This is a genomic window from Flavobacterium sp. P21 (assembly GCF_050632225.1).
Taxonomy (GTDB): domain Bacteria; phylum Bacteroidota; class Bacteroidia; order Flavobacteriales; family Flavobacteriaceae; genus Flavobacterium.
Map to the genome: position 1 here is coordinate 2,868,016 of NZ_CP192585.1, position 17,448 is coordinate 2,885,463.

Below are 17,448 nucleotides of genomic sequence, written 5' to 3' on the forward strand. Positions count from 1 at the left end.
TTTTTATGTAAAAGTAAAAAGATGTTGGGTAAATTTACGAGCCAATTTTAATAAAAACTACAGCCCAGATGTTGCCCTATAAATCATTAATTCAAGTTGATCGCGAATCTTCGGTTTCGCTCTATATTCAGGTTTGCAATACCTTTATTGCATTGATTACCAATGGAACGTTGAAACCATCAGATATTTTGCCAAGTTCTCGTGTTTTGGCAGAACTTATCGGAATCAACAGAAATACGGTGAAATTGGCTTATGAAGAATTGATAAGTCAGGGCTGGGCTGAATCAATTGATAGAAAAGGTGTTTTTGTACTTTCTAAGCTTCCTATAATTTCAAAAATAAAATTATCGGAAAACAGTAACAAACAATTACAAGAAGGTTTTATTTGGGAAAATAAATTTCAGAAAGAAATTATTACTTCAGGAAAAAACATTCAGAAAAACCAAATAACTATTGATGACGGTTTTCCCGATGTCCGCTTGGCACCAATCGATCAGCTGATGCGAGAATATAGGAGTTTGTCTCGAAAATTTTATGGAAAAAATTTCTTGAAATATGGAAGTTCATTTGGATCAGAAAACTTGCGTATTGCGATTTGCAATTATCTTTCCAATACGAGAGGTTTGTCAATTTCTCCTGAAAATATGATCATCACAAAAGGCAGTCAAATGGGAATTTATTTAGCTTCGCAATTGCTTCTGAATTCTAATGATATAATTGCTGTTGGTGTTTCGAGTTTTACAACAGCTGATGAGACGTTTCAATATTCTGGCGCAAAATTAGAGCGAATTCCGATTGACGAAAACGGAATGGATACAGCATATTTGGAAGAAATCTTGAAACATAAAAAAATAAAAGCAGTTTATGTAATTCCGCATCATCATTGTCCAACAGGCGTTACAATGAGTATGGAACGCCGTTTGAAATTGCTCAATCTTGCCAAAGAATACCGTTTTGCGATTATTGAAGACGATTATGATTTTGATTTTCATTACGAAAACAAACCGTATTTACCGCTTGCAAGCATTGATCACAATCAAAATGTGATTTACATTGGATCTATTTCTAAAACTTTTGCGCCGGCTTTGCGAATAGGTTTTATGGTTGGACCAACTGCATTTATTGAAGTCAGCATCATCTTTGAGAAAAATGATTGATAGACAAGGTGATACGCTTTTGGAGGAAGCTTTTGCTGTATTATTTGAAAATGGAGAAATGGAAAGGCATTTCAGAAAATCATTAAAAATTTACAAACAGCGCAGAAATCATTTTTGTGATATTCTCCAATCGGAGTTTAAAAATCAAATTGAATTTAAAATTCCCGAAGGCGGATTGGCAGTCTGGGCAAATTTTCATCAGAATATTAATTTGGAGAAAATGTCGAATGATGCTTCTGCAAAAGGACTTTCAATAAGCAATGGAAAGTTTTATAAAAATGATTTTTTCGATACAAATGCCATCAGAATGGGGTTTGCATCTTTAGATGAAAGTGAAATGGAGAAAGCTTTTGCGATTTTGAAAAAAGTGCTTTCGTAGCTTTTCTGGACCAGTATTGATTTTAAAATTGGGTTATTTTAAATTTTGAAGACTGTTATAATTTTGAATAAAAACAGAATTATGGAGACTATTTATCAAATCAAAAAAATTGAAACCGAATTAGAAATCGAGCAATGCTGGGATGTAGCTTTTGTTTTAAGGCCACATTTGGATAAAACAAAATGGAAACCTACAATTGCCGAAATGATGCAAAACGAAAAATACAATATCGCCGGAATAATGGATCAAAACAAGGTTGTTGCATTTGCCGGTTACCGAATTATGACTTCGCTTCACAGTGGCAATATCATTTATATTGATGATCTCTGTACTTTAGAAAGTCATAGAGGTAAAGGTTTAGCAACACAATTATTGAAACATGTTGAAGAAATTGCAATCTCTCTCGATAAAGATTATGTGGTTTTAGATACTGCATTCACAAACAATACAGCGCAAAAAGTATATCTTAAAAACGGATTTGCATTAACAGCCGTTCATTTGTCTAATAAACTTAAATAGGGACAGAGCGACAAAGTAACAAAGAGACAAAGGTTTTTACTGCACTTTTAACTTTGTCGCTTTGTTACTTTGTTACTTTGTCCCTTTGCACCTTAAAAAATCCTTTTTCCTTATCAATAAAAGCCCATTCTGCCATTGCCTGAATAACAGGCATCAAGCCGTTTCCTGCGGGACTTAAACGATACGTTACAAAAGGAGGAACAACTGGTTTTGCTTCTCTGATAATAAGATTATCAGCTTCAAGTTGTTTAAGATGCTGAATCAGCATTTTTTCACTAACGGCTGGAATCGCTCTTTTTAATTCACTGTAACGTTGACTTCCGCCGGAAAGATGGTATAGAATAATGGGTTTCCAATAACCGCCAATTTTTTCCATAACATAAGTTACAGGGCATTTTTCCAATGCATATTGTTTATTTTCCTGTATAGTTGAAGATTCTTTTATCGCTGTCATTTGTGCATACTTTAGGGTAAGTACTTGTCTAAAAGTAAGTGCAAATATACCTTTGTTTCAGATAATAAAAAAATATATCATTATGAAAATTACAATATCTGGTTCTTTAGGGAACGTGAGCAAACCATTAGCAAAAAAACTTGTAGCTTCAGGACATGAAGTAACCGTTATCAGCAGTAGTTCTGATAGAAGTGAAGCAATTAAAGCTTTAGGCGCAAAACCAGCAATTGGTTCTGTGAGTGATGTTTTATTTTTAGAGAAAGCATTTGCAGGAGCTGATGCGGTCTATGTAATGACACCTCCAAATATGGGCGGTTCAAATATTTTGGCGAATATGACAGAAGCAGGAAATGCTTTTGCAAAAGCAATTAAAAATTCAGGAATTAAACGAGTAGTAATGCTAAGTAGTATTGGCGCTGATTTACCAAATGGAACGGGTCCAATCGCCGGAATTTATAACATCGAAAAAATTTACGAGACTTTAGAAAATACTTCGATAACATTTTTGAGAGCCGGATTTTTCTACACCAATTTTTATCATGATGTTCCAATTATAAAAGGCGCTGGAATTATTGGTGCAAATTATTCTGCTCGCAACTGTAGTTCCTTACGTGCATCCGGAAGATATTGCGACTGCCGTTGCAGAAGAATTAGAAAAAACAGGATCAGGAATAAATGTTCGTTATATTGTTAGTGACGTTCGCACGCCAGGTGATGCCGCAAAAGTTTTAGGAGAAGCAATTGATAAACCAGAATTGCCTTGGATTGAGTTTACTGACGAACAATCCTTAAACGGTATGGCTCAGGCTGGATTGCCCGAAGAAATTGCAGGTTTGTATACAGAAATGGGAACAGGCTTGAGAAGCGGAGCAATTGCCGAGGATTTTTTGAAAAATAAAACTTCAGTTGATGGAAAAATCAAATTGGAAGATTTCGCCCTAGAGTTTGCTTCAAACTTTTAAATTTTTAGGTTCAGAATAAAAAATCACTATTTATAGTGATTTTTTTGGTTTAGCAACTTGCTACTTTCGCCACTGGATATTTTTTTGTTTTTTTTTATTTTAAGTAGTAAGCCTAAGAATAAAGTAAGCCTTTAAAAAGATTTTTTATAAGCCTATTTTGATTTTTTGAGCAATAAAAATGGGCAGAATAATTTCTGCCCATTTTTTAATTTTTTGATTTGATTCTTATTTCAAAGTTGTTTTGATTACGATTGCGGCTTGCTGAATAGCAGTTTGAATAGCGGGAACATTTGAAATTGGATTTAAAAGTCCGTAATCGTGAATTAATCCGTTGTATCTTGTCAAAGTTACAGGAACTCCAGCTTCGTTTAGTTTTCTGGCATAAGCTTCGCCCTCGTCTCTTAAAACATCATTTTCGGCAGTTTGAACTAATGCAGGAGGAAGATCTTTAAGTTCAGCTAAGCTAGCTTGCAATGGAGAAGCATATTTTTCAGTTCTTTTTGAAGTTTCTGGCAAATAATTATCCCAAAACCATTTCATCATATTTTTAGTCAAGAAACGTCCGTTTGCATATAAATTATAAGATTCAGTTTCAAAATTGGCATCCGTTACAGGCCATAATAAAACTTGCAATTTAATGTGTGGACCTTTTTTATCTTTTGCCATCAAAGTAATTGCGGCTGTCATGTTTCCTCCAACACTGTTTCCAACAACGGCTAGATTTTTACCATCAACACCAATTTCTTTCCCGTTTTCAGAAACCCATTGTGTTGCGGCATAAATTTCATTGATTGCGACCGGATATTTTGCTTCTGGAGAAGGCGTATAATCTGGGAAAACTGCCACTGCACCGCTTTCGACAACCAAATCCCTCACTAATCTTCTATGAGTTGGATAATCTCCTAAAACCCAGCCACCGCCGTGAATGAAAATAAAGACTGGTGCATTTGCTTTTGCGCCTTTAGGTTTTGTAATGTGAATTTTTACTTTTAAACCGTTTTGAGAAATTACTTTTTCAGATTCTTCAATTCCTGAATAATCAACTTCAACCGATTTTTGGGCTCCAACTAATACATTTCTTGCATCAGCGACTGGCAATTGTTCCAATGGTTTTCCGTCACCTGAATTTAATGCGTTTAAAAAGCCTCGTACTTCTGTAAAAATTTCTGGGTCATTTTGTCCTTTAAAAGGTCTTTCTTGTGCTGAAGCAATTGTACTTGTGATTAACAATGCGGCAATAAATAAGCGCTGTTGTAATGCTTTAATAGTTTTCATATCTTTTATCTTTTTAATTATTTATAATTTGATAGGACAAAGATATGGCGGTTATAAAGCCTTAAAAATAGATAAAAGTCTATTCTAATTGTATATTTTTCCCTTGAAGGTATTTTTTCTTAAAATTCGATGGAGTGTCGCCAACCTTATTGGTAAAAAGTCGGTTAAAGTAGGCCGGATCTTCATATCCAAGCTGATAAGCAATCTCTTTTACGCTTAAAGAGGAATAGCCCAAAAGTCGTTTTGCTTCCAGAATAATTCGGTCTTTGATAATATCATTTGGCTGTTGAAGTTCTAATCGATTGAATTTATTCGAAAGTGTTTTTGGAGCAACACCAAGAATATCAGCATAATCAGCAACGGTGTGTTTGGTTCTGAAATGAATTTCAACCAATCGGCTGAAATCTCTAAAGAAATCCATTTCCTTTGAAGGTTCATCATTCAAAACGCCCAATTGCTGTATTTTCCAAATTCGGGTTGCTTTTATAATCAACTGTTTCAAATAGGTTCTAATCATTTCTTCTTGAGAAGAATCGGGAGCATCAAATTCTTGTTGCAGTTGTTTGTAAATGCCGTCTATAAACACAACTTCTTTATCCGGAATTGCTGTCATTGGCATTTCAAAAATATTATTGAATAATAATCCGTCACAGGCAACTTCGGCATCATGAATCTGTACACAATAAAAATCTCGGTTATAATACATAAAATAACCTGGTTTTTGCCCTTCTTTATCAATTTGCAGATATTGATTGCTGTTGATGAAAAATAGGGATGGACAAGAAGTTTGATAATGTTTAAAGTCGATCGTAATTGAATACTCTTCAGGAAGATAAAGGACTTTAATATAAGGTTTATACGCTTCTCCATTAATTTCTTCAATAAAATCTTCATTCAAGGCAAAGAAGCCGAGTTTTTTATAATTAGATTCAAAAAAATTGTGGTTTAGCATATTGAGTTTTTATTTCTGATTTTCAATTTTAGAATGAAGTTCCAAAATGTTTTTATTGATGATATTTTTATCCGAAACTGTTTTGGCCAATTTAAGAGCCATTTCAAAATGATTTTTCGCTTTTTGGTTATCAATATCACTATATAAATTCCCGAGCGACGAATAATAAAAATGATTATCAGTCAAATTTAGTTTTTCTGCTTGAATTATTGCTTCTTGTTTGCCCATAACTTTTGATAAGGCAAAAGTACGGTTCAAAGCTACAATTGGCGAATATTCCAGAATAATCAAATGATTATAGAGTTCAAGTATGTTTTTCCATTTTTCCGAAGTATCGCTTTTCAGTGTATGCCAATAGGCGATTCCGGCTTCAATATGATATTTTGAAAGTGTATCTCCGATAGATGATTTTCCTAAGAAATAAGCGCCGCGATCAATCAATTCCTGATTCCAAAGCGTTTCATTTTGATCTTCGTATAAAATAATTTCGCCGTTTTCTGAAGTTCTAGCTTCAAATCGAGAAGAATGAAAACACATCAGCGCCATTAAAGCATTTGTAGAAGGCAAATTTGTTGCCGAATTCTGAATCAATAAATAAGTAAGGCGCATGGCTTCGGCACAAAGATCTTTTCGTAAAGTTGTATTTTGAGAAGTAGAGTAGTAGCCCTCAGAAAAAAGCAAATAAATCGTTTTTAAAACCGTATCAATTCGGTCTTTGATTGCGAGCAATACTCGGACTTTCAATTTTGATGTTTTCTTCTTTGAGTTTTTCTTTGGCACGATTTATACGTTTGTAAATCACTTCTTTATTCGATAAAAAAGCATCTGAGATTTCACTTATTCCAAAACCGCACAATAAATTCAATGCCAATGCAATCTGCGCTTCGTCTGAATTACAAGGATTGCAGACCGTAAAAATCATCGCCAGCTGACTATCAACAATATTTTGTTCTGATAAATCAATTTCAATTTCCTCACCATTTAATGGGGAAGTATGTTTTATTTCAGAGACGATTTTCTTCTCAAAAATGTCATTTCGCTTAAAATGGTTTTTGGTTTTATTTTTAGCAACGGTATAAAGCCAAGCTGTCGGATTATCTGGAATTCCTTTTATAGCCCAAGTTTCCGAAGCAGTCAAAAAAGTATCACTCACAATATCCTCGGCAATTTCAATATGATGAATGCCAAACAAACTGCAAAGCACCGAAACAATTTTTTGGTACTCGGTTCTGAATAAATTGGGTATTAGCTCTTTGTTTTCCAAATTATGAATTATGAGTTATGAGTTTTAAGTTAAAGAATTATCAACTCATAATTCATAACTCAAAACTCATAATTATTTTTAAACTGCCATTCTGATTTCAACATTGCCACCAAAATTCAATACTGGGCAATCTTGAGCAATTGCGGCGGCTTCATCATAATCTTTGGCTTTAATAACGATCAATCCGCCAATAGATTCTTTGATTTCTACAAAAGGTCCATCAGTAATTCCTTTGTTAGAGGTTACTAATTTTCCTTTTCCGTCCCAGCGTTGTAAAGGTCTGGCTAATTTATCTTGCGCGACCAGACTTCCAAACCAATTTTGCCATTGCTGTAAATGCTGTTGATATTCTTCAGGCGAAGGCTGAAGCTCTTTTGTTGAAAAATCTCTTCTGAAAATTAATATGAATTCGTTCATTTTGATTCGTTTTTAATGATTTTATAAAAAAGAAGCTGTTTTTATATCGACATAAATTTACTGTTTTTGCCAAAATAAAAACAGCCCAGATTATTTATCCAAATTGGCCCACTCTGTAAGTTCCAGGAGTATTCGCAAAAGCGATGTTAAGACGATTCCACATGTTGATTGTTCCAATGGCAAGCGTAAGATCGATTAATTCTTCTTCAGAAAATTCAGCTCTTGCGATTTCGTAGATTTCATCTGGCACCTCACAGGCATTTACAGCTTCGGCGTAAGCAAGTGCTACTCTTTCGCGTTTTGTAAAATAAGGAGTTTCTTTCCAAGCACTTAAACCAAATAAACGTTGTGTTGTTTCGCCGTGCGCCATCGCTTCTTTAGTATGCATATCAAGGCAATATGCGCAATTGTTGATTTGAGAAATTCTAATTTCGACTAATTCGAAAAGTGATCTTTCAAGTTCTGATTTTTTCAAATAACCACTGATTCCAAATAATGTTGAGATTGCTTTTTGACCTTTTTCGAATACGTTAATTCTAGTTTCCATGATGTATAATTTTAAATGTTATACCCTAATGACAACTGAACTTTCGGAATTGGACAAAATTTTGAAAAAAAATGTAAAAAAAATTAAAAAACCAATGTTTTTGGGCTAATTTGAAGGTGTTCAAGCTTTTTTCCGACCAAAGTTTTTTCTCCAACCGACTGAAATCCGAGATTTAAATATAATTTTTTGGCATTCGGATTATCTTCGTCAACCAATAATCCTAAAGTGTGATGTTTTTGAGTTACATATTCTTCAATCAGAAATCGAAGGATTTTTGAGCCAATTCCTTTCCCTTGATATTTTGGATTTACACCTAATGAATCAATATAAAATTCACCAGCCTTTGTTTCGAATTCAGGATCAAATTCGGGATTGAAATTGCTTCTTACGTATTCTATAATTGGATTTCGCAAAATTTCTAAATCCGCGCCATTATAAATATTCACGACGCCAATTATTTCATTGTCAGCTTCAGCCACAAAACAATTTTGATATGAATATTGGTTGTTTTCTTTCCCAATGAAATGTAGCAGGAAATCTTTCGCGGAAGCGTAATCTTTCTTTTTAATGAATTTATAAATAATATCTTCCATTGCCAATAATAAAATCGGAGCAATTTGTGCTGAATCAGATATTTGGGCTTTTCGGATATTCATTTTTTGGAATGCTTAACTTTAGCAAAGTTAAAGTTTTTATTTAAACACAAAGAAGCATGCTTTCGCTTAAAACTTTGTCAAAGTTTGAAACTTTGACAAAGTTCTACGAAAATATTGTGACGCTTTCTGGAATTCAAAATTGAAAACTAGAAGCGCTGATGAATAATAAACCAAATTAAATTCTTGAAAAACAGTCTAGGAGTATCGGTCTATAATTTTCTGTACGTTGCCGATGAAAATTTCGGTGTTTTTGATTTCTTGTTTGATTAATGGTTCGTAATGCAACAATTTGTATTGTTCCACCATAAAGTTTTTTTGATATTTAATAATCGATTCAAAACTTCGGATTTCATTTTCATCATGCCTTTTCAATTCCCTTTGTTTACTCTTTAAATAATGCAAAGATTTTTTTAATCTTTCAATCTCTAATTTGTCCAAATTGTAACTTCTTAAAATTTAATAAAACAACTGATAGTCAGAAATGCGATAAATTTCAAAATGACCCAAAAAATATTGTCATTTGAGTTTACTGCATTCCCAGCTTTTTTACTCTTAACTACGATAAAAGTTCAAACTTGGATTTTGAATTATTTGAAAAAAGTTCGAAATATTTTTAATTTTAAAAACAGTTCAAATAAAAGTATTTGAAATTCAGTTATTTAGGTTTTGAAAGGATTTGAATCTGTAATCTGCGAGAAACCAATTTACAATTGCTAAATTTCTACCGATATTGGATAAAAATATACAACTTCAATAATTTAAACCACTAGTATCTTTGTTGGTATATTTTAATATAAAATTAAAAAGAAATGAAAGCAATAGGATTTAAAACATCATTACCCATAGAAGAAAAGGAAAGTTTTATAGAATTTGAAACTGTAAAACCAGTGCCAGGCTCACATGATTTATTAGTAAAAATTGATGCAATTTCTGTAAACCCCGTCGATTTTAAAATCCGCCAAAATAGCGCAAAAGATACAGTGCTTGAAACGCCAAAAATCATTGGCTGGGATGCCGTTGGAATTGTGCAGGCCGTTGGAGAAAAAGTAACTTTATTTGAGGTTGGAGATCCAGTTTATTACGCTGGAGATATTACAAAACAAGGAAGTAACGCCGAATTTCAGATTATAGATGAAAGAATTGTAGGCAGAAAACCAAAATCATTAAATATTGAAGAAGCGGCTGTAATTCCGTTGACTGCATTGACTGCTTGGGAAATTTTGTTTGACAGAATCAGAATTAGTGCCGAAAAAGACAAAGGAAAATCAATTTTAATTATTGGCGGAGCTGGAGGAGTTGGTTCAATTGCTATTCAATTGGCCAAGAAAATAGCCGGATTAACTGTTATTGCAACAGCGTCGCGTCCTGAAACAATAGATTGGTGCAAAAAGCAAGGTGCTGATTATGTTGTAGATCATAAAAACCTGATTTCGACAGTTAGAGAAGCAGGTTTTGAACACGTTGACTTTATTTTGGATTTTGTAGATACTAATGCTTATTGGGACATTATGACTGAACTTATTAAACCTCAAGGCCATATTGCTTCAATTACAGGAAGTAGCAACCCCGTTGCATTAAACAGTTTGAAAAGCAAAAGTGTTTCTTTTTCTTGGGAATTAATGTACACACGCTCGATGTTTCAGACAGAAGACATGATTGAACAACATCATATTTTAAACAAAGTTGCCGATTTGCTTGATCAAGGAATTTTAAAAACCACCTTAAATCAAACGTTAAACGGACTAACAGCTGATAATTTAAAGAAAGCGCATCAACTTTTGGAATCGGGTAGAACGATTGGAAAAATTGCCATTAAGTTTTAAATAAAAATATTGAATCGGAGATTTTGACTTTTCTGATAATCTGTGTAGAAAACCTTTTAAAGAATAGTGTTTGCTATATAACAAAATGTTGTATTTTAGTTTACTTGTAAAATTTAATTGTAACGAAACTTTAAAACCAAAAGAAAATTATTATGATTTCAAAAAACAGAGATCTTGGATTATTAGTATTGCGAATCAGCGTTGGAGGTTTAATGCTTTTTCATGGAGTAGCAAAACTGCTTCACGGAATTTCTTTTCTGGTAGAAAACATGGGAACATTTGCTTATGCCGTTTATATTGGTGAGGTTTTGGCTCCTTTGCTTATTTTATTAGGATGGAGAACTAGAATTGCATCAGTTGTTTTTGCTATAAATTGCGTGGTAGCATTAACGGTGGCTCATTCACAAGATATGTTTTCAATTAGTGATCATGGAGGTTACGCAAATGAATTGCTTATGCTTTATCTTTTGGGATCTGTCGCTTTGTTTTTTACAGGTGCAGGAAAATTTGCAGTTTCTAAAACAAATCATTGGGATTAATTCCTTTCTAAAATAGTACCAACAAAAAAGCTCTAAATCAAAAATTTAGAGCTTTTTTATGTTTCATCCCTTCCATTTTGAAAATGTTATCGTATCATTTTGATAAATTTCTAAAGAATGATTTTGTATGTTTTTTGGTATGTGGTTTACAATTAGCTATTTATGATGTTTTTAGTTGCTGTGGCACGCCTTTTGTTTTTTATGAGTTAATAGCAGGATTGTTTTGTAAAAACCGCTTTTTAATTCTAAAAAATAAAATGATGAAAACGAATAAAAATAGAAGTAAAGAAATCACAAAAGCATATTTTTCAAATAAATCTAGACGAAATAAAGATCGATTAGTCAACTTGATGGTGTTTACCGTAGTTCTTTTTATCACTGTTTTGTTAATTACTAAAATAGTTTAGTCTATTATGGAAGCCACTCAACAGAGGATAAATGCGTCTGTTTTTTCTTCAACAGGAAAAGTTAGTGAAGCTAATGATTTTTTTATCGAAGAATCAAAAGCCGAACATATTCTTTATTTAAATGAAATCTGTAAAGAAACACTTTTATCTGCAAAAGCTCGCGGCACTGGAATCTCAGGAAGGCCACCTGAATTACTATCGGAAAAAATAAAAAAGGTGAAGCTGTTATTGCATTTACAAAAGATGGAAAATGGGCAGGTTTTGCTTTTATATCTTCATGGGAAAATGGCCGTTATGTTTCAAATTCTGGATTAATTGTCGCTCCTCAATTTAGAAATACTGGACTGGCAAAAAAATCAAAAAGAAGATTTTTGAACTTAGTCGTAGAAAGTATCCTGACGCAATGATATTTAGCTTAACGACAGGGCTTGCTGTTATGAAAATGAATCATGTACTCGGTTTTGAACCGGTAACGTATACTGAACTAACAAAAGATGAGCATTTTTGGGAAAACTGCAAAAGCTGTATCAATTGTCCTATTTTATTAAGCAAAGAAAGAAAAAATTGTTTGTGTACTGCAATGTTATTTGATCCCGAAAAAAATAGAGATAATGTTTCAGATGCTGAATGAAAAAAATCAATTTTTGAGCAAATGGATTTGAAGTAAGGATGATGCAATTGAACTAAAAAAAGCGAGACTTTCTATAAACTAGAAGTTGTCTCGCTTTTTCAATTAAAATCAGAAATCAAATTAACCGTGAGCGGCAACAGAAACGTCTGCCCATTCTTCCCAGGTTTTTAGTTTTTGTTCGTAGGTTTGTTTGGCAAATGGTAAAGCTACTTTTCCTAAGAATAGGCGTAGAGGAGGATTTTCAGCTTCAACTAATTTAATGATGGCTGGAACTGTTGCGCTTGTTTTCCCGAAAGTATCAGGATCATGTCCATCTGCGATTGCTTTTTTAATTCCGTCATAAGCAGGGATGCTTTCGCTTATGATTCCGTTGCCCCAAATATCAGTAACGTAGCCGTTTGGTTCAACCAAAGTAACGTTGATTCCGAATTGTTTTACTTCTGAAGCCAATGTTTCAGTAAGACCTTCAACAGCAAATTTTGATGCGTTGTATAAACCAATTATTGGTAAAGTAGCGATTCCTAAAATAGAAGAAACTTGAATAATATGGCCACTTTGTTGTTTTCTCATAATTGGCAATACGGCTTGTGTTAACCAAAGTGTACCAAAGAAATTGGTTTCAAATTGTGCTCTCGCTTCTTGTTCTGTAGCTTCTTCGACAGCTCCGTTTAAAGCATAACCCGCATTATTGATCAGGATATCTATAGTCCCGAAATGCTGTTGTACTTTTTCTACCACTGCAAACGATTCTGAGCGGTTGTTTACATCTAGTTTAAGAGGTAAAATTGCCTCTCCGTATTGTGCTTTTAAATCGGCTAGGGTATCAATATTTCTGGCTGTTGCGACTACCTTGTATCCTTTTGCTAAAAATGCTTCTGTCCAGGCTCTTCCGAATCCTTTTGATGCTCCTGAAATTAAAATTGTTTTTGACATGTTTTCTAATTGTTAATTGTTAATGATGAATTGTTAATGAGTTATGAGTTATGAGTTATGAGTTATGAGTTATGAGTTATGAGTTATGAGTTATGAGTTATGAGTTATGAGTTAGTTTTTGCTATTTGTTTTTATTTCTATTAATAAGTTTTTTAAATATTGAAATTGATTTTTGATATTGTCATTTAAATATGACCAATCGGTCATTTATTTAATAAAAAAAATTAGAGGCTGTTTTCCTCTATTATATTTTTGAGGGTTTTAGCGATTATTTTCATTTTATCGTTGTTGCCTGACATTCTTGAAATTAAATGACCACCTTCCATCATGGCGAACATGATTACTGCAAATTCGTCGGCATTCCAGTTTGGCTTAAATTCTCCGTTGGCAATTCCTTTGTTGACACTGTTGGCTAATAATTGCTGATTGGCATTACAACCTTTATTGATTTTCTCTTTAACAATAGGGTTGGTGTCGTCGGCTTCAGTCCCGAAATTTAATAACGGGCAACCTCCAGTTAAAGGCGGATTGACAGCATTACTAAAAAAATCGATATAAGTAAATAATTCTTCTTTAGCTGTTTTGCTTTTGCTGATTTCAGAAACCAGTTTATCGCCTAATTTTTTCATATTATGATCAACAGCAAGACAGGCAAGAACTTCCTTATTTTCAAAATGAACGTACATGCTTCCTTTTGACAATTTGGTTGCCTCCATAATATCGCTCATAGACGTTGTCGCAATCCCTTTTGTATTAAAAATAGGTGTCGCTTTTTCGATGATAAATTGTCTGGTTTCTTCTCCCTTTGCCATGATAGCTAAATTTTACGGTACAAATATATGACCGATTGGTCATAAAAACAAATTTTTTCGTGTTTTATTTAATGATCGGATAAAATTATATTGGTTTTTGGCTTTTTAGATTTGTTCATTACCAGTAATAATAGGGGTAGCGTGATGACAAAAAATAAACCGACGAAAAGAAAAGCATCTCTATAACTCAATAAAGAAGATTGTCTCATTATGATGTTTTCCATTAATTTAAGTGCTTTTGATCTTGCTTCGTTATAAGCAAAACCATGATGTTGAAAGTAAGCAATATAGCCGTTAAGACGATTCATTGCTTTTAGATTATCCAAACTTACATTCGAAACCAAAACGTTTCGATGTTCAGCAAAACGATGCGCGATATAGGTGTTTATAATAGAAACGCCAAAAGAACCGCCCAATTGGCGCATCATATTGTTCAGTGCGGCGCCTTGTCCAACGTCTTTGTCATCAAGTGAAGAAACAGCCAACATTGTCAATGGAACAGTCAATAAAGCCATTCCTAGGGCACGGAAAATCAAGGCCGTTGATACTTCAAAAGCACTGGTATCTAAAGTGATTTCAGACATTCTCCAATTGAAATAAATAAACAGTAAAAATCCCGCGACAATAATAAGAACGGGTGAAACACCTTTTTGAAGCAATGTCCCACATAGTTTTAAGGCGACTAAAGCAAATAAAGCGCCTGGCAATAAAAGCAAACCAGTTTGATAAGGTGAAAAACTCAAAAGTCGTTGCGCCACAACTGGACTGATGTAAATAGAAATAAACATACCAAATCCGGTCACAAAAGTTAGAATTGCGGCAATGCTCAAAGATTTGCTTTTAAGAACGCGAAGATTGACAACGGGTTTGTCGACCGTTAATTCCCAATAAATAAAAGTCAATAAGGCAATTGAAGCAATAACAGCAAGAACCACTATATAACGAGTTTCAAACCAATCTTCGACTTCGCCGCGTTCTAAAACAGTTTGAAGTGCACCGACACCAATTGCTAATAAAGCAATTCCGATCCAGTCGACTTTAGCTATTTCTGGTTTTACAGGCGGTTCTTTCAACAAGAAAATACACGAAATCGTTACTAAAATTCCGATTGGAATATTGATTAGAAAAATCCAAGGCCAATCATAATTTTCTGTAATATATCCGCCAAGCGTTGGTCCGATTGTTGGTCCGATGAAAATTCCGGCTCCAAATAAAGCACCTGCGGTTGATTGTTTGTCTTTCGGGAAAAGTTCAAATACTACAACTTGAGATATGGATAATAAAGCGCCACCACCAATTCCCTGAAAGAATCTGAAAAAGACAAGCATCCATATATTCGACGAATGCCCGCACATAAAAGAACAGCATGTAAATAAAATAACCGAACCAATGTAATAATTTCTGCGTCCGAGATTTGCACTTAGAAAACTCGTAATCGGAATGATGATTACATTGGCAATGGCATAAGCGGTTATGACCCAGGAAGTATCTTCTAGAGTTGCTCCAAGATTTCCACTCATGTGCGAAAGTGCCACATTGACAATTGAAATATCAATAAGTTCCATAATCGCCGCAAGGATTACGGTTAAAATCAGAAGTTTTCGTTGTAATGGTGTCATGTTTTATTTTGTACCGATTGGTATATTTTTGGTTAAAAAAAGGCTTTTGAAAATTAAAGCACTTTTTTAATTACGTTAGTTTTGAATAGATTCGAATAAGCTCTTGCAATTAGTCGGGTTTCGGCTTCGTTCCAGATTTCGCATTGTGCATTTACAAATTGTTTTCCTTTTTTGATGATAGAAGATCTGGCAATTATCGTGTCGCCTACATGTGCCGGAGCAAAATAATCAACATTTAGATTGATAGTTGTGTAAAAGTTTTCTTCGTCGAGTGAAAACATTGTCGCGCCAATACAATCATCTGCAATCGCGGCGGTTATGCCTCCGTGCAAAGATTGAATCGGATTTGACATTTCATGTCGAATTACATATTTGAAGGTAACAGTTCCTTGTTCTGCCGCAACAACTATCGGATTCATCCAAAGCATGAAGGGAGAAGGAGAGACTGAAAATTCTCTTCCAATATGATCTTGAAGTACTTGTAGTCTTGTTTTCATTTGTTGTTTATTGTTTATTGTTTATTGTTTATTGTTTATTGTTTATTGTTTATTGTTTATTGTTTATTGTTTGTTTCAGGTTTCAGGTTGACTTCGACTTCGCTCAGTCTTACAATTAAATTTATAATTCATAATTAACAATTTATAATTTTTAAAATACCGATTGGTATATTTTATTTGCTAAAAAAAGCAACTTTCTGAAATTGCTTTATTCTAAATCGTCAATTACTTTGTAAACCGAAGTCATAATAGTTGACAAATTATCCAGACTGTTAGTCAGTTTGCTGATCATTATGGCGCCTTCAATCAAAGCAATTATAGTTAGTGCAGTTTTTTCGGTATCAATAGATTTCGCTTTAAATTCTCCTGCCAAAATTCCCTGATCGATAAAATACATTATTTTTTCTTTCCAATAATTAAGCGTTCTTTCAGCATATTTCTTCAAAACAGGATGCGTATCATCTGATTCTGTTGCAGTGTTCAAAATGGGACAGCCACCTTTTGTTACTCTTAAATTTGCGTATTCTGAGTATAGTTTTGGGTAAACTAACAATTTATCTTTAAAAGTTGTCTGTTTGTCAATCTCTTTTGAAAAAGCATCTTGAAGTTTTTTTACGTTGTATTTGAATGATGCAATCGCTACTTCGTCTTTGCTTTCAAAATTGCCATATATGCTTCCTTTTGTTAAACCAGTCGCATCAGTAATGTCACTGATTGAAGTGCCACTATATCCTTTCATATTAAAGATTGGCGCCGTCTTTTCGATAATAAATTGCTTGGTTCTTTCTGCTTTGCTCATGACAAAATCATTTTGATACTGCAAATATATACCAATCGGTATTATTTTTGATCTTTTTTCTGATTTATTTTAAATAGAAGATTAAAATTAGGAGTAAAAAATCATTTTCAGAAAAAATAAAAGCTCCCATTTGGTTAGTACTGGGAGCTTTTGGGGCATTATAAATTATTGGGCAGTAAAAGTCAGATAATCAAAGTTCATGTTGCCATTTGAAACAATATGAAGTCGGAGTGTTTGTTTGCCCTTCTTCAATTTAATTGTTCCAATAGAGTCAGAGCTGTTCCAATGATGCCATTGTCGCCAATCGATTGGATCTTTGTCATCATGTGTTGAGGTAATTTTCATTTTTCCGGTAGCATCTTTTCCATTTACCTCGATACTGATTTCGCCATCTCCATTTGCGGTATAAAGGGCACCTATTTTATAAGTTCCAGATTTGGTTACATTAACCGTATAATTTATCCATTCTCCGGGCATTGTCCAGCCTATATAAAGTTCTCCAATGCTTCTCGGAACTTTATTATATGGATTGTTGTCAATATCGCCATCTTTCGAATACGAAATATCAACGCCTTCTTTTATTCTGAATTCATTCAGCGGATTTCCGTTTACCGGATTCAATTTTCCGCTTCCGTTGTTTATTTCGTCCGTATCGTGATATGCAATTCCTTCGCCGCCTTGATCGAACAATTCGCATTCTATTTTGCCCGGAATTTGTTGCGGTTTCAATGCTTTTGATGTTTGCGACGTGCAAACAAAACAATTCAGTAAAACGATATTCAGTATTAAAAATGATTTCATGGAAT

Annotated in this window: 23 protein-coding genes; 9 read left to right on the plus strand and 14 right to left on the minus strand. The window is 33.8% G+C overall.

Translation table 11 applies throughout. The features are described 5' to 3' along the window. Positions 1 to 68 precede the first annotated feature (68 nt). From ACQ9BO_RS14240 to ACQ9BO_RS14250, 3 genes are read left to right on the plus strand one after another with little or no spacing between them, the layout of a single operon-like run. On the plus strand, positions 69 to 1,157 hold the full coding sequence (locus ACQ9BO_RS14240) for a PLP-dependent aminotransferase family protein (protein ID WP_431241258.1): 1,089 nt from the start codon (positions 69 to 71) through the stop codon (positions 1,155 to 1,157). Beyond that, positions 1,150 to 1,536, plus strand: coding sequence for a hypothetical protein (locus tag ACQ9BO_RS14245; RefSeq protein ID WP_431241259.1), 387 nt, complete (start codon positions 1,150 to 1,152; stop codon positions 1,534 to 1,536). The genes ACQ9BO_RS14240 and ACQ9BO_RS14245 overlap by 8 nt, the downstream gene beginning before the upstream one ends. A 45-nt stretch (positions 1,537 to 1,581) precedes the next feature. Then, on the plus strand, positions 1,582 to 2,055 hold the full coding sequence (locus ACQ9BO_RS14250; protein WP_431241260.1) for a GNAT family N-acetyltransferase: 474 nt from the start codon (positions 1,582 to 1,584) through the stop codon (positions 2,053 to 2,055). 64 nt (positions 2,056 to 2,119) lie between these two features. Here the strand turns inward: ACQ9BO_RS14250 and ACQ9BO_RS14255 are convergent, their stop codons facing one another. After that, positions 2,120 to 2,509: a winged helix-turn-helix transcriptional regulator gene (locus ACQ9BO_RS14255; protein WP_431241261.1), complete on the minus strand. Its 390-nt coding sequence runs from the start codon at positions 2,507 to 2,509 to the stop codon at positions 2,120 to 2,122. Positions 2,510 to 2,591: 82 nt separating this feature from the next. On the opposite strand from ACQ9BO_RS14255, the gene ACQ9BO_RS14260 reads away from it, so the two are divergent. Next, positions 2,592 to 3,203: an NAD(P)H-binding protein gene (locus ACQ9BO_RS14260; RefSeq protein ID WP_431241262.1), complete on the plus strand. Its 612-nt coding sequence runs from the start codon at positions 2,592 to 2,594 to the stop codon at positions 3,201 to 3,203. Continuing rightward, complete coding sequence (locus tag ACQ9BO_RS14265) at positions 3,121 to 3,471, plus strand: hypothetical protein (protein ID WP_431241263.1); 351 nt, start codon at positions 3,121 to 3,123, stop codon at positions 3,469 to 3,471. The genes ACQ9BO_RS14260 and ACQ9BO_RS14265 overlap by 83 nt, the downstream gene beginning before the upstream one ends. A gap of 225 nt (positions 3,472 to 3,696) precedes the next feature. Here ACQ9BO_RS14265 and ACQ9BO_RS14270 read toward each other — a convergent pair whose 3' ends face one another. The 7 genes from ACQ9BO_RS14270 to ACQ9BO_RS14300 all read right to left on the minus strand — a co-directional run bounded on the left by ACQ9BO_RS14270 (position 3,697) and on the right by ACQ9BO_RS14300 (position 8,582). Then, complete coding sequence (locus ACQ9BO_RS14270; RefSeq protein WP_431241264.1) at positions 3,697 to 4,746, minus strand: alpha/beta hydrolase; 1,050 nt, start codon at positions 4,744 to 4,746, stop codon at positions 3,697 to 3,699. A gap of 79 nt (positions 4,747 to 4,825) precedes the next feature. Beyond that, complete coding sequence (locus ACQ9BO_RS14275) at positions 4,826 to 5,644, minus strand: helix-turn-helix domain-containing protein (RefSeq protein ID WP_431241265.1); 819 nt, start codon at positions 5,642 to 5,644, stop codon at positions 4,826 to 4,828. Between the two features lie 63 nt (positions 5,645 to 5,707). Then, a complete protein-coding gene (locus ACQ9BO_RS14280; RefSeq protein WP_431241266.1) occupies positions 5,708 to 6,427 on the minus strand; it encodes an RNA polymerase sigma factor in 720 nt (239 codons plus the stop codon). Beyond that, on the minus strand, positions 6,402 to 6,902 hold the full coding sequence (locus ACQ9BO_RS14285) for a sigma factor (RefSeq protein WP_431241267.1): 501 nt from the start codon (positions 6,900 to 6,902) through the stop codon (positions 6,402 to 6,404). Before ACQ9BO_RS14285 ends, ACQ9BO_RS14280 begins: the two co-directional genes overlap by 26 nt. Before the next feature lie 138 nt (positions 6,903 to 7,040). Beyond that, positions 7,041 to 7,379 (minus strand): YciI family protein, encoded by a 339-nt coding sequence (locus ACQ9BO_RS14290; RefSeq protein ID WP_431241268.1) that lies wholly within the window; start codon positions 7,377 to 7,379, stop codon positions 7,041 to 7,043. A gap of 94 nt (positions 7,380 to 7,473) precedes the next feature. Beyond that, positions 7,474 to 7,926, minus strand: coding sequence for a carboxymuconolactone decarboxylase family protein (locus ACQ9BO_RS14295; RefSeq protein ID WP_132991246.1), 453 nt, complete (start codon positions 7,924 to 7,926; stop codon positions 7,474 to 7,476). Positions 7,927 to 8,009: 83 nt separating this feature from the next. Further along, on the minus strand, positions 8,010 to 8,582 hold the full coding sequence (locus ACQ9BO_RS14300) for a GNAT family N-acetyltransferase (protein ID WP_431241269.1): 573 nt from the start codon (positions 8,580 to 8,582) through the stop codon (positions 8,010 to 8,012). Positions 8,583 to 9,391: 809 nt separating this feature from the next. Between ACQ9BO_RS14300 and ACQ9BO_RS14305 the strand changes: the two genes are divergently transcribed. From ACQ9BO_RS14305 to ACQ9BO_RS14320, 4 genes are all read left to right on the plus strand, one after another. After that, positions 9,392 to 10,405, plus strand: coding sequence for a zinc-binding alcohol dehydrogenase family protein (locus ACQ9BO_RS14305; protein WP_431241270.1), 1,014 nt, complete (start codon positions 9,392 to 9,394; stop codon positions 10,403 to 10,405). A gap of 152 nt (positions 10,406 to 10,557) precedes the next feature. After that, entirely contained in the window at positions 10,558 to 10,944 is a 387-nt protein-coding gene (locus ACQ9BO_RS14310; protein WP_431241271.1) for a DoxX family protein, read from the plus strand. Between the two features lie 413 nt (positions 10,945 to 11,357). After that, positions 11,358 to 11,666, plus strand: coding sequence for a hypothetical protein (locus tag ACQ9BO_RS14315; protein WP_431241272.1), 309 nt, complete (start codon positions 11,358 to 11,360; stop codon positions 11,664 to 11,666). 127 nt (positions 11,667 to 11,793) lie between these two features. Next, positions 11,794 to 11,982: a hypothetical protein gene (locus ACQ9BO_RS14320; protein ID WP_431241273.1), complete on the plus strand. Its 189-nt coding sequence runs from the start codon at positions 11,794 to 11,796 to the stop codon at positions 11,980 to 11,982. A gap of 120 nt (positions 11,983 to 12,102) precedes the next feature. On the opposite strand, the gene ACQ9BO_RS14325 is transcribed toward ACQ9BO_RS14320, so the two are convergent. From ACQ9BO_RS14325 to ACQ9BO_RS14350, 6 genes are all read right to left on the minus strand, one after another. After that, on the minus strand, positions 12,103 to 12,915 hold the full coding sequence (locus ACQ9BO_RS14325) for an SDR family NAD(P)-dependent oxidoreductase (RefSeq protein ID WP_431241274.1): 813 nt from the start codon (positions 12,913 to 12,915) through the stop codon (positions 12,103 to 12,105). A gap of 224 nt (positions 12,916 to 13,139) precedes the next feature. Continuing rightward, the gene (locus ACQ9BO_RS14330; RefSeq protein WP_431241275.1) at positions 13,140 to 13,727 is read right to left on the minus strand and encodes a TetR/AcrR family transcriptional regulator; all 588 of its coding nucleotides are present in this window, start codon (positions 13,725 to 13,727) and stop codon (positions 13,140 to 13,142) included. Positions 13,728 to 13,795: 68 nt separating this feature from the next. Continuing rightward, positions 13,796 to 15,346, minus strand: coding sequence for a DHA2 family efflux MFS transporter permease subunit (locus ACQ9BO_RS14335; protein WP_431241276.1), 1,551 nt, complete (start codon positions 15,344 to 15,346; stop codon positions 13,796 to 13,798). A 53-nt stretch (positions 15,347 to 15,399) separates the two neighbouring features. Next, positions 15,400 to 15,843, minus strand: coding sequence for a PaaI family thioesterase (locus ACQ9BO_RS14340; RefSeq protein ID WP_431241277.1), 444 nt, complete (start codon positions 15,841 to 15,843; stop codon positions 15,400 to 15,402). Positions 15,844 to 16,051: 208 nt separating this feature from the next. Next, a complete protein-coding gene (locus ACQ9BO_RS14345; protein WP_431241278.1) occupies positions 16,052 to 16,642 on the minus strand; it encodes a TetR/AcrR family transcriptional regulator in 591 nt (196 codons plus the stop codon). A 165-nt stretch (positions 16,643 to 16,807) separates the two neighbouring features. Continuing rightward, positions 16,808 to 17,443 (minus strand): carbohydrate-binding protein, encoded by a 636-nt coding sequence (locus ACQ9BO_RS14350; RefSeq protein ID WP_431241279.1) that lies wholly within the window; start codon positions 17,441 to 17,443, stop codon positions 16,808 to 16,810. Between the last annotated feature and the right edge of the window lie 5 nt (positions 17,444 to 17,448).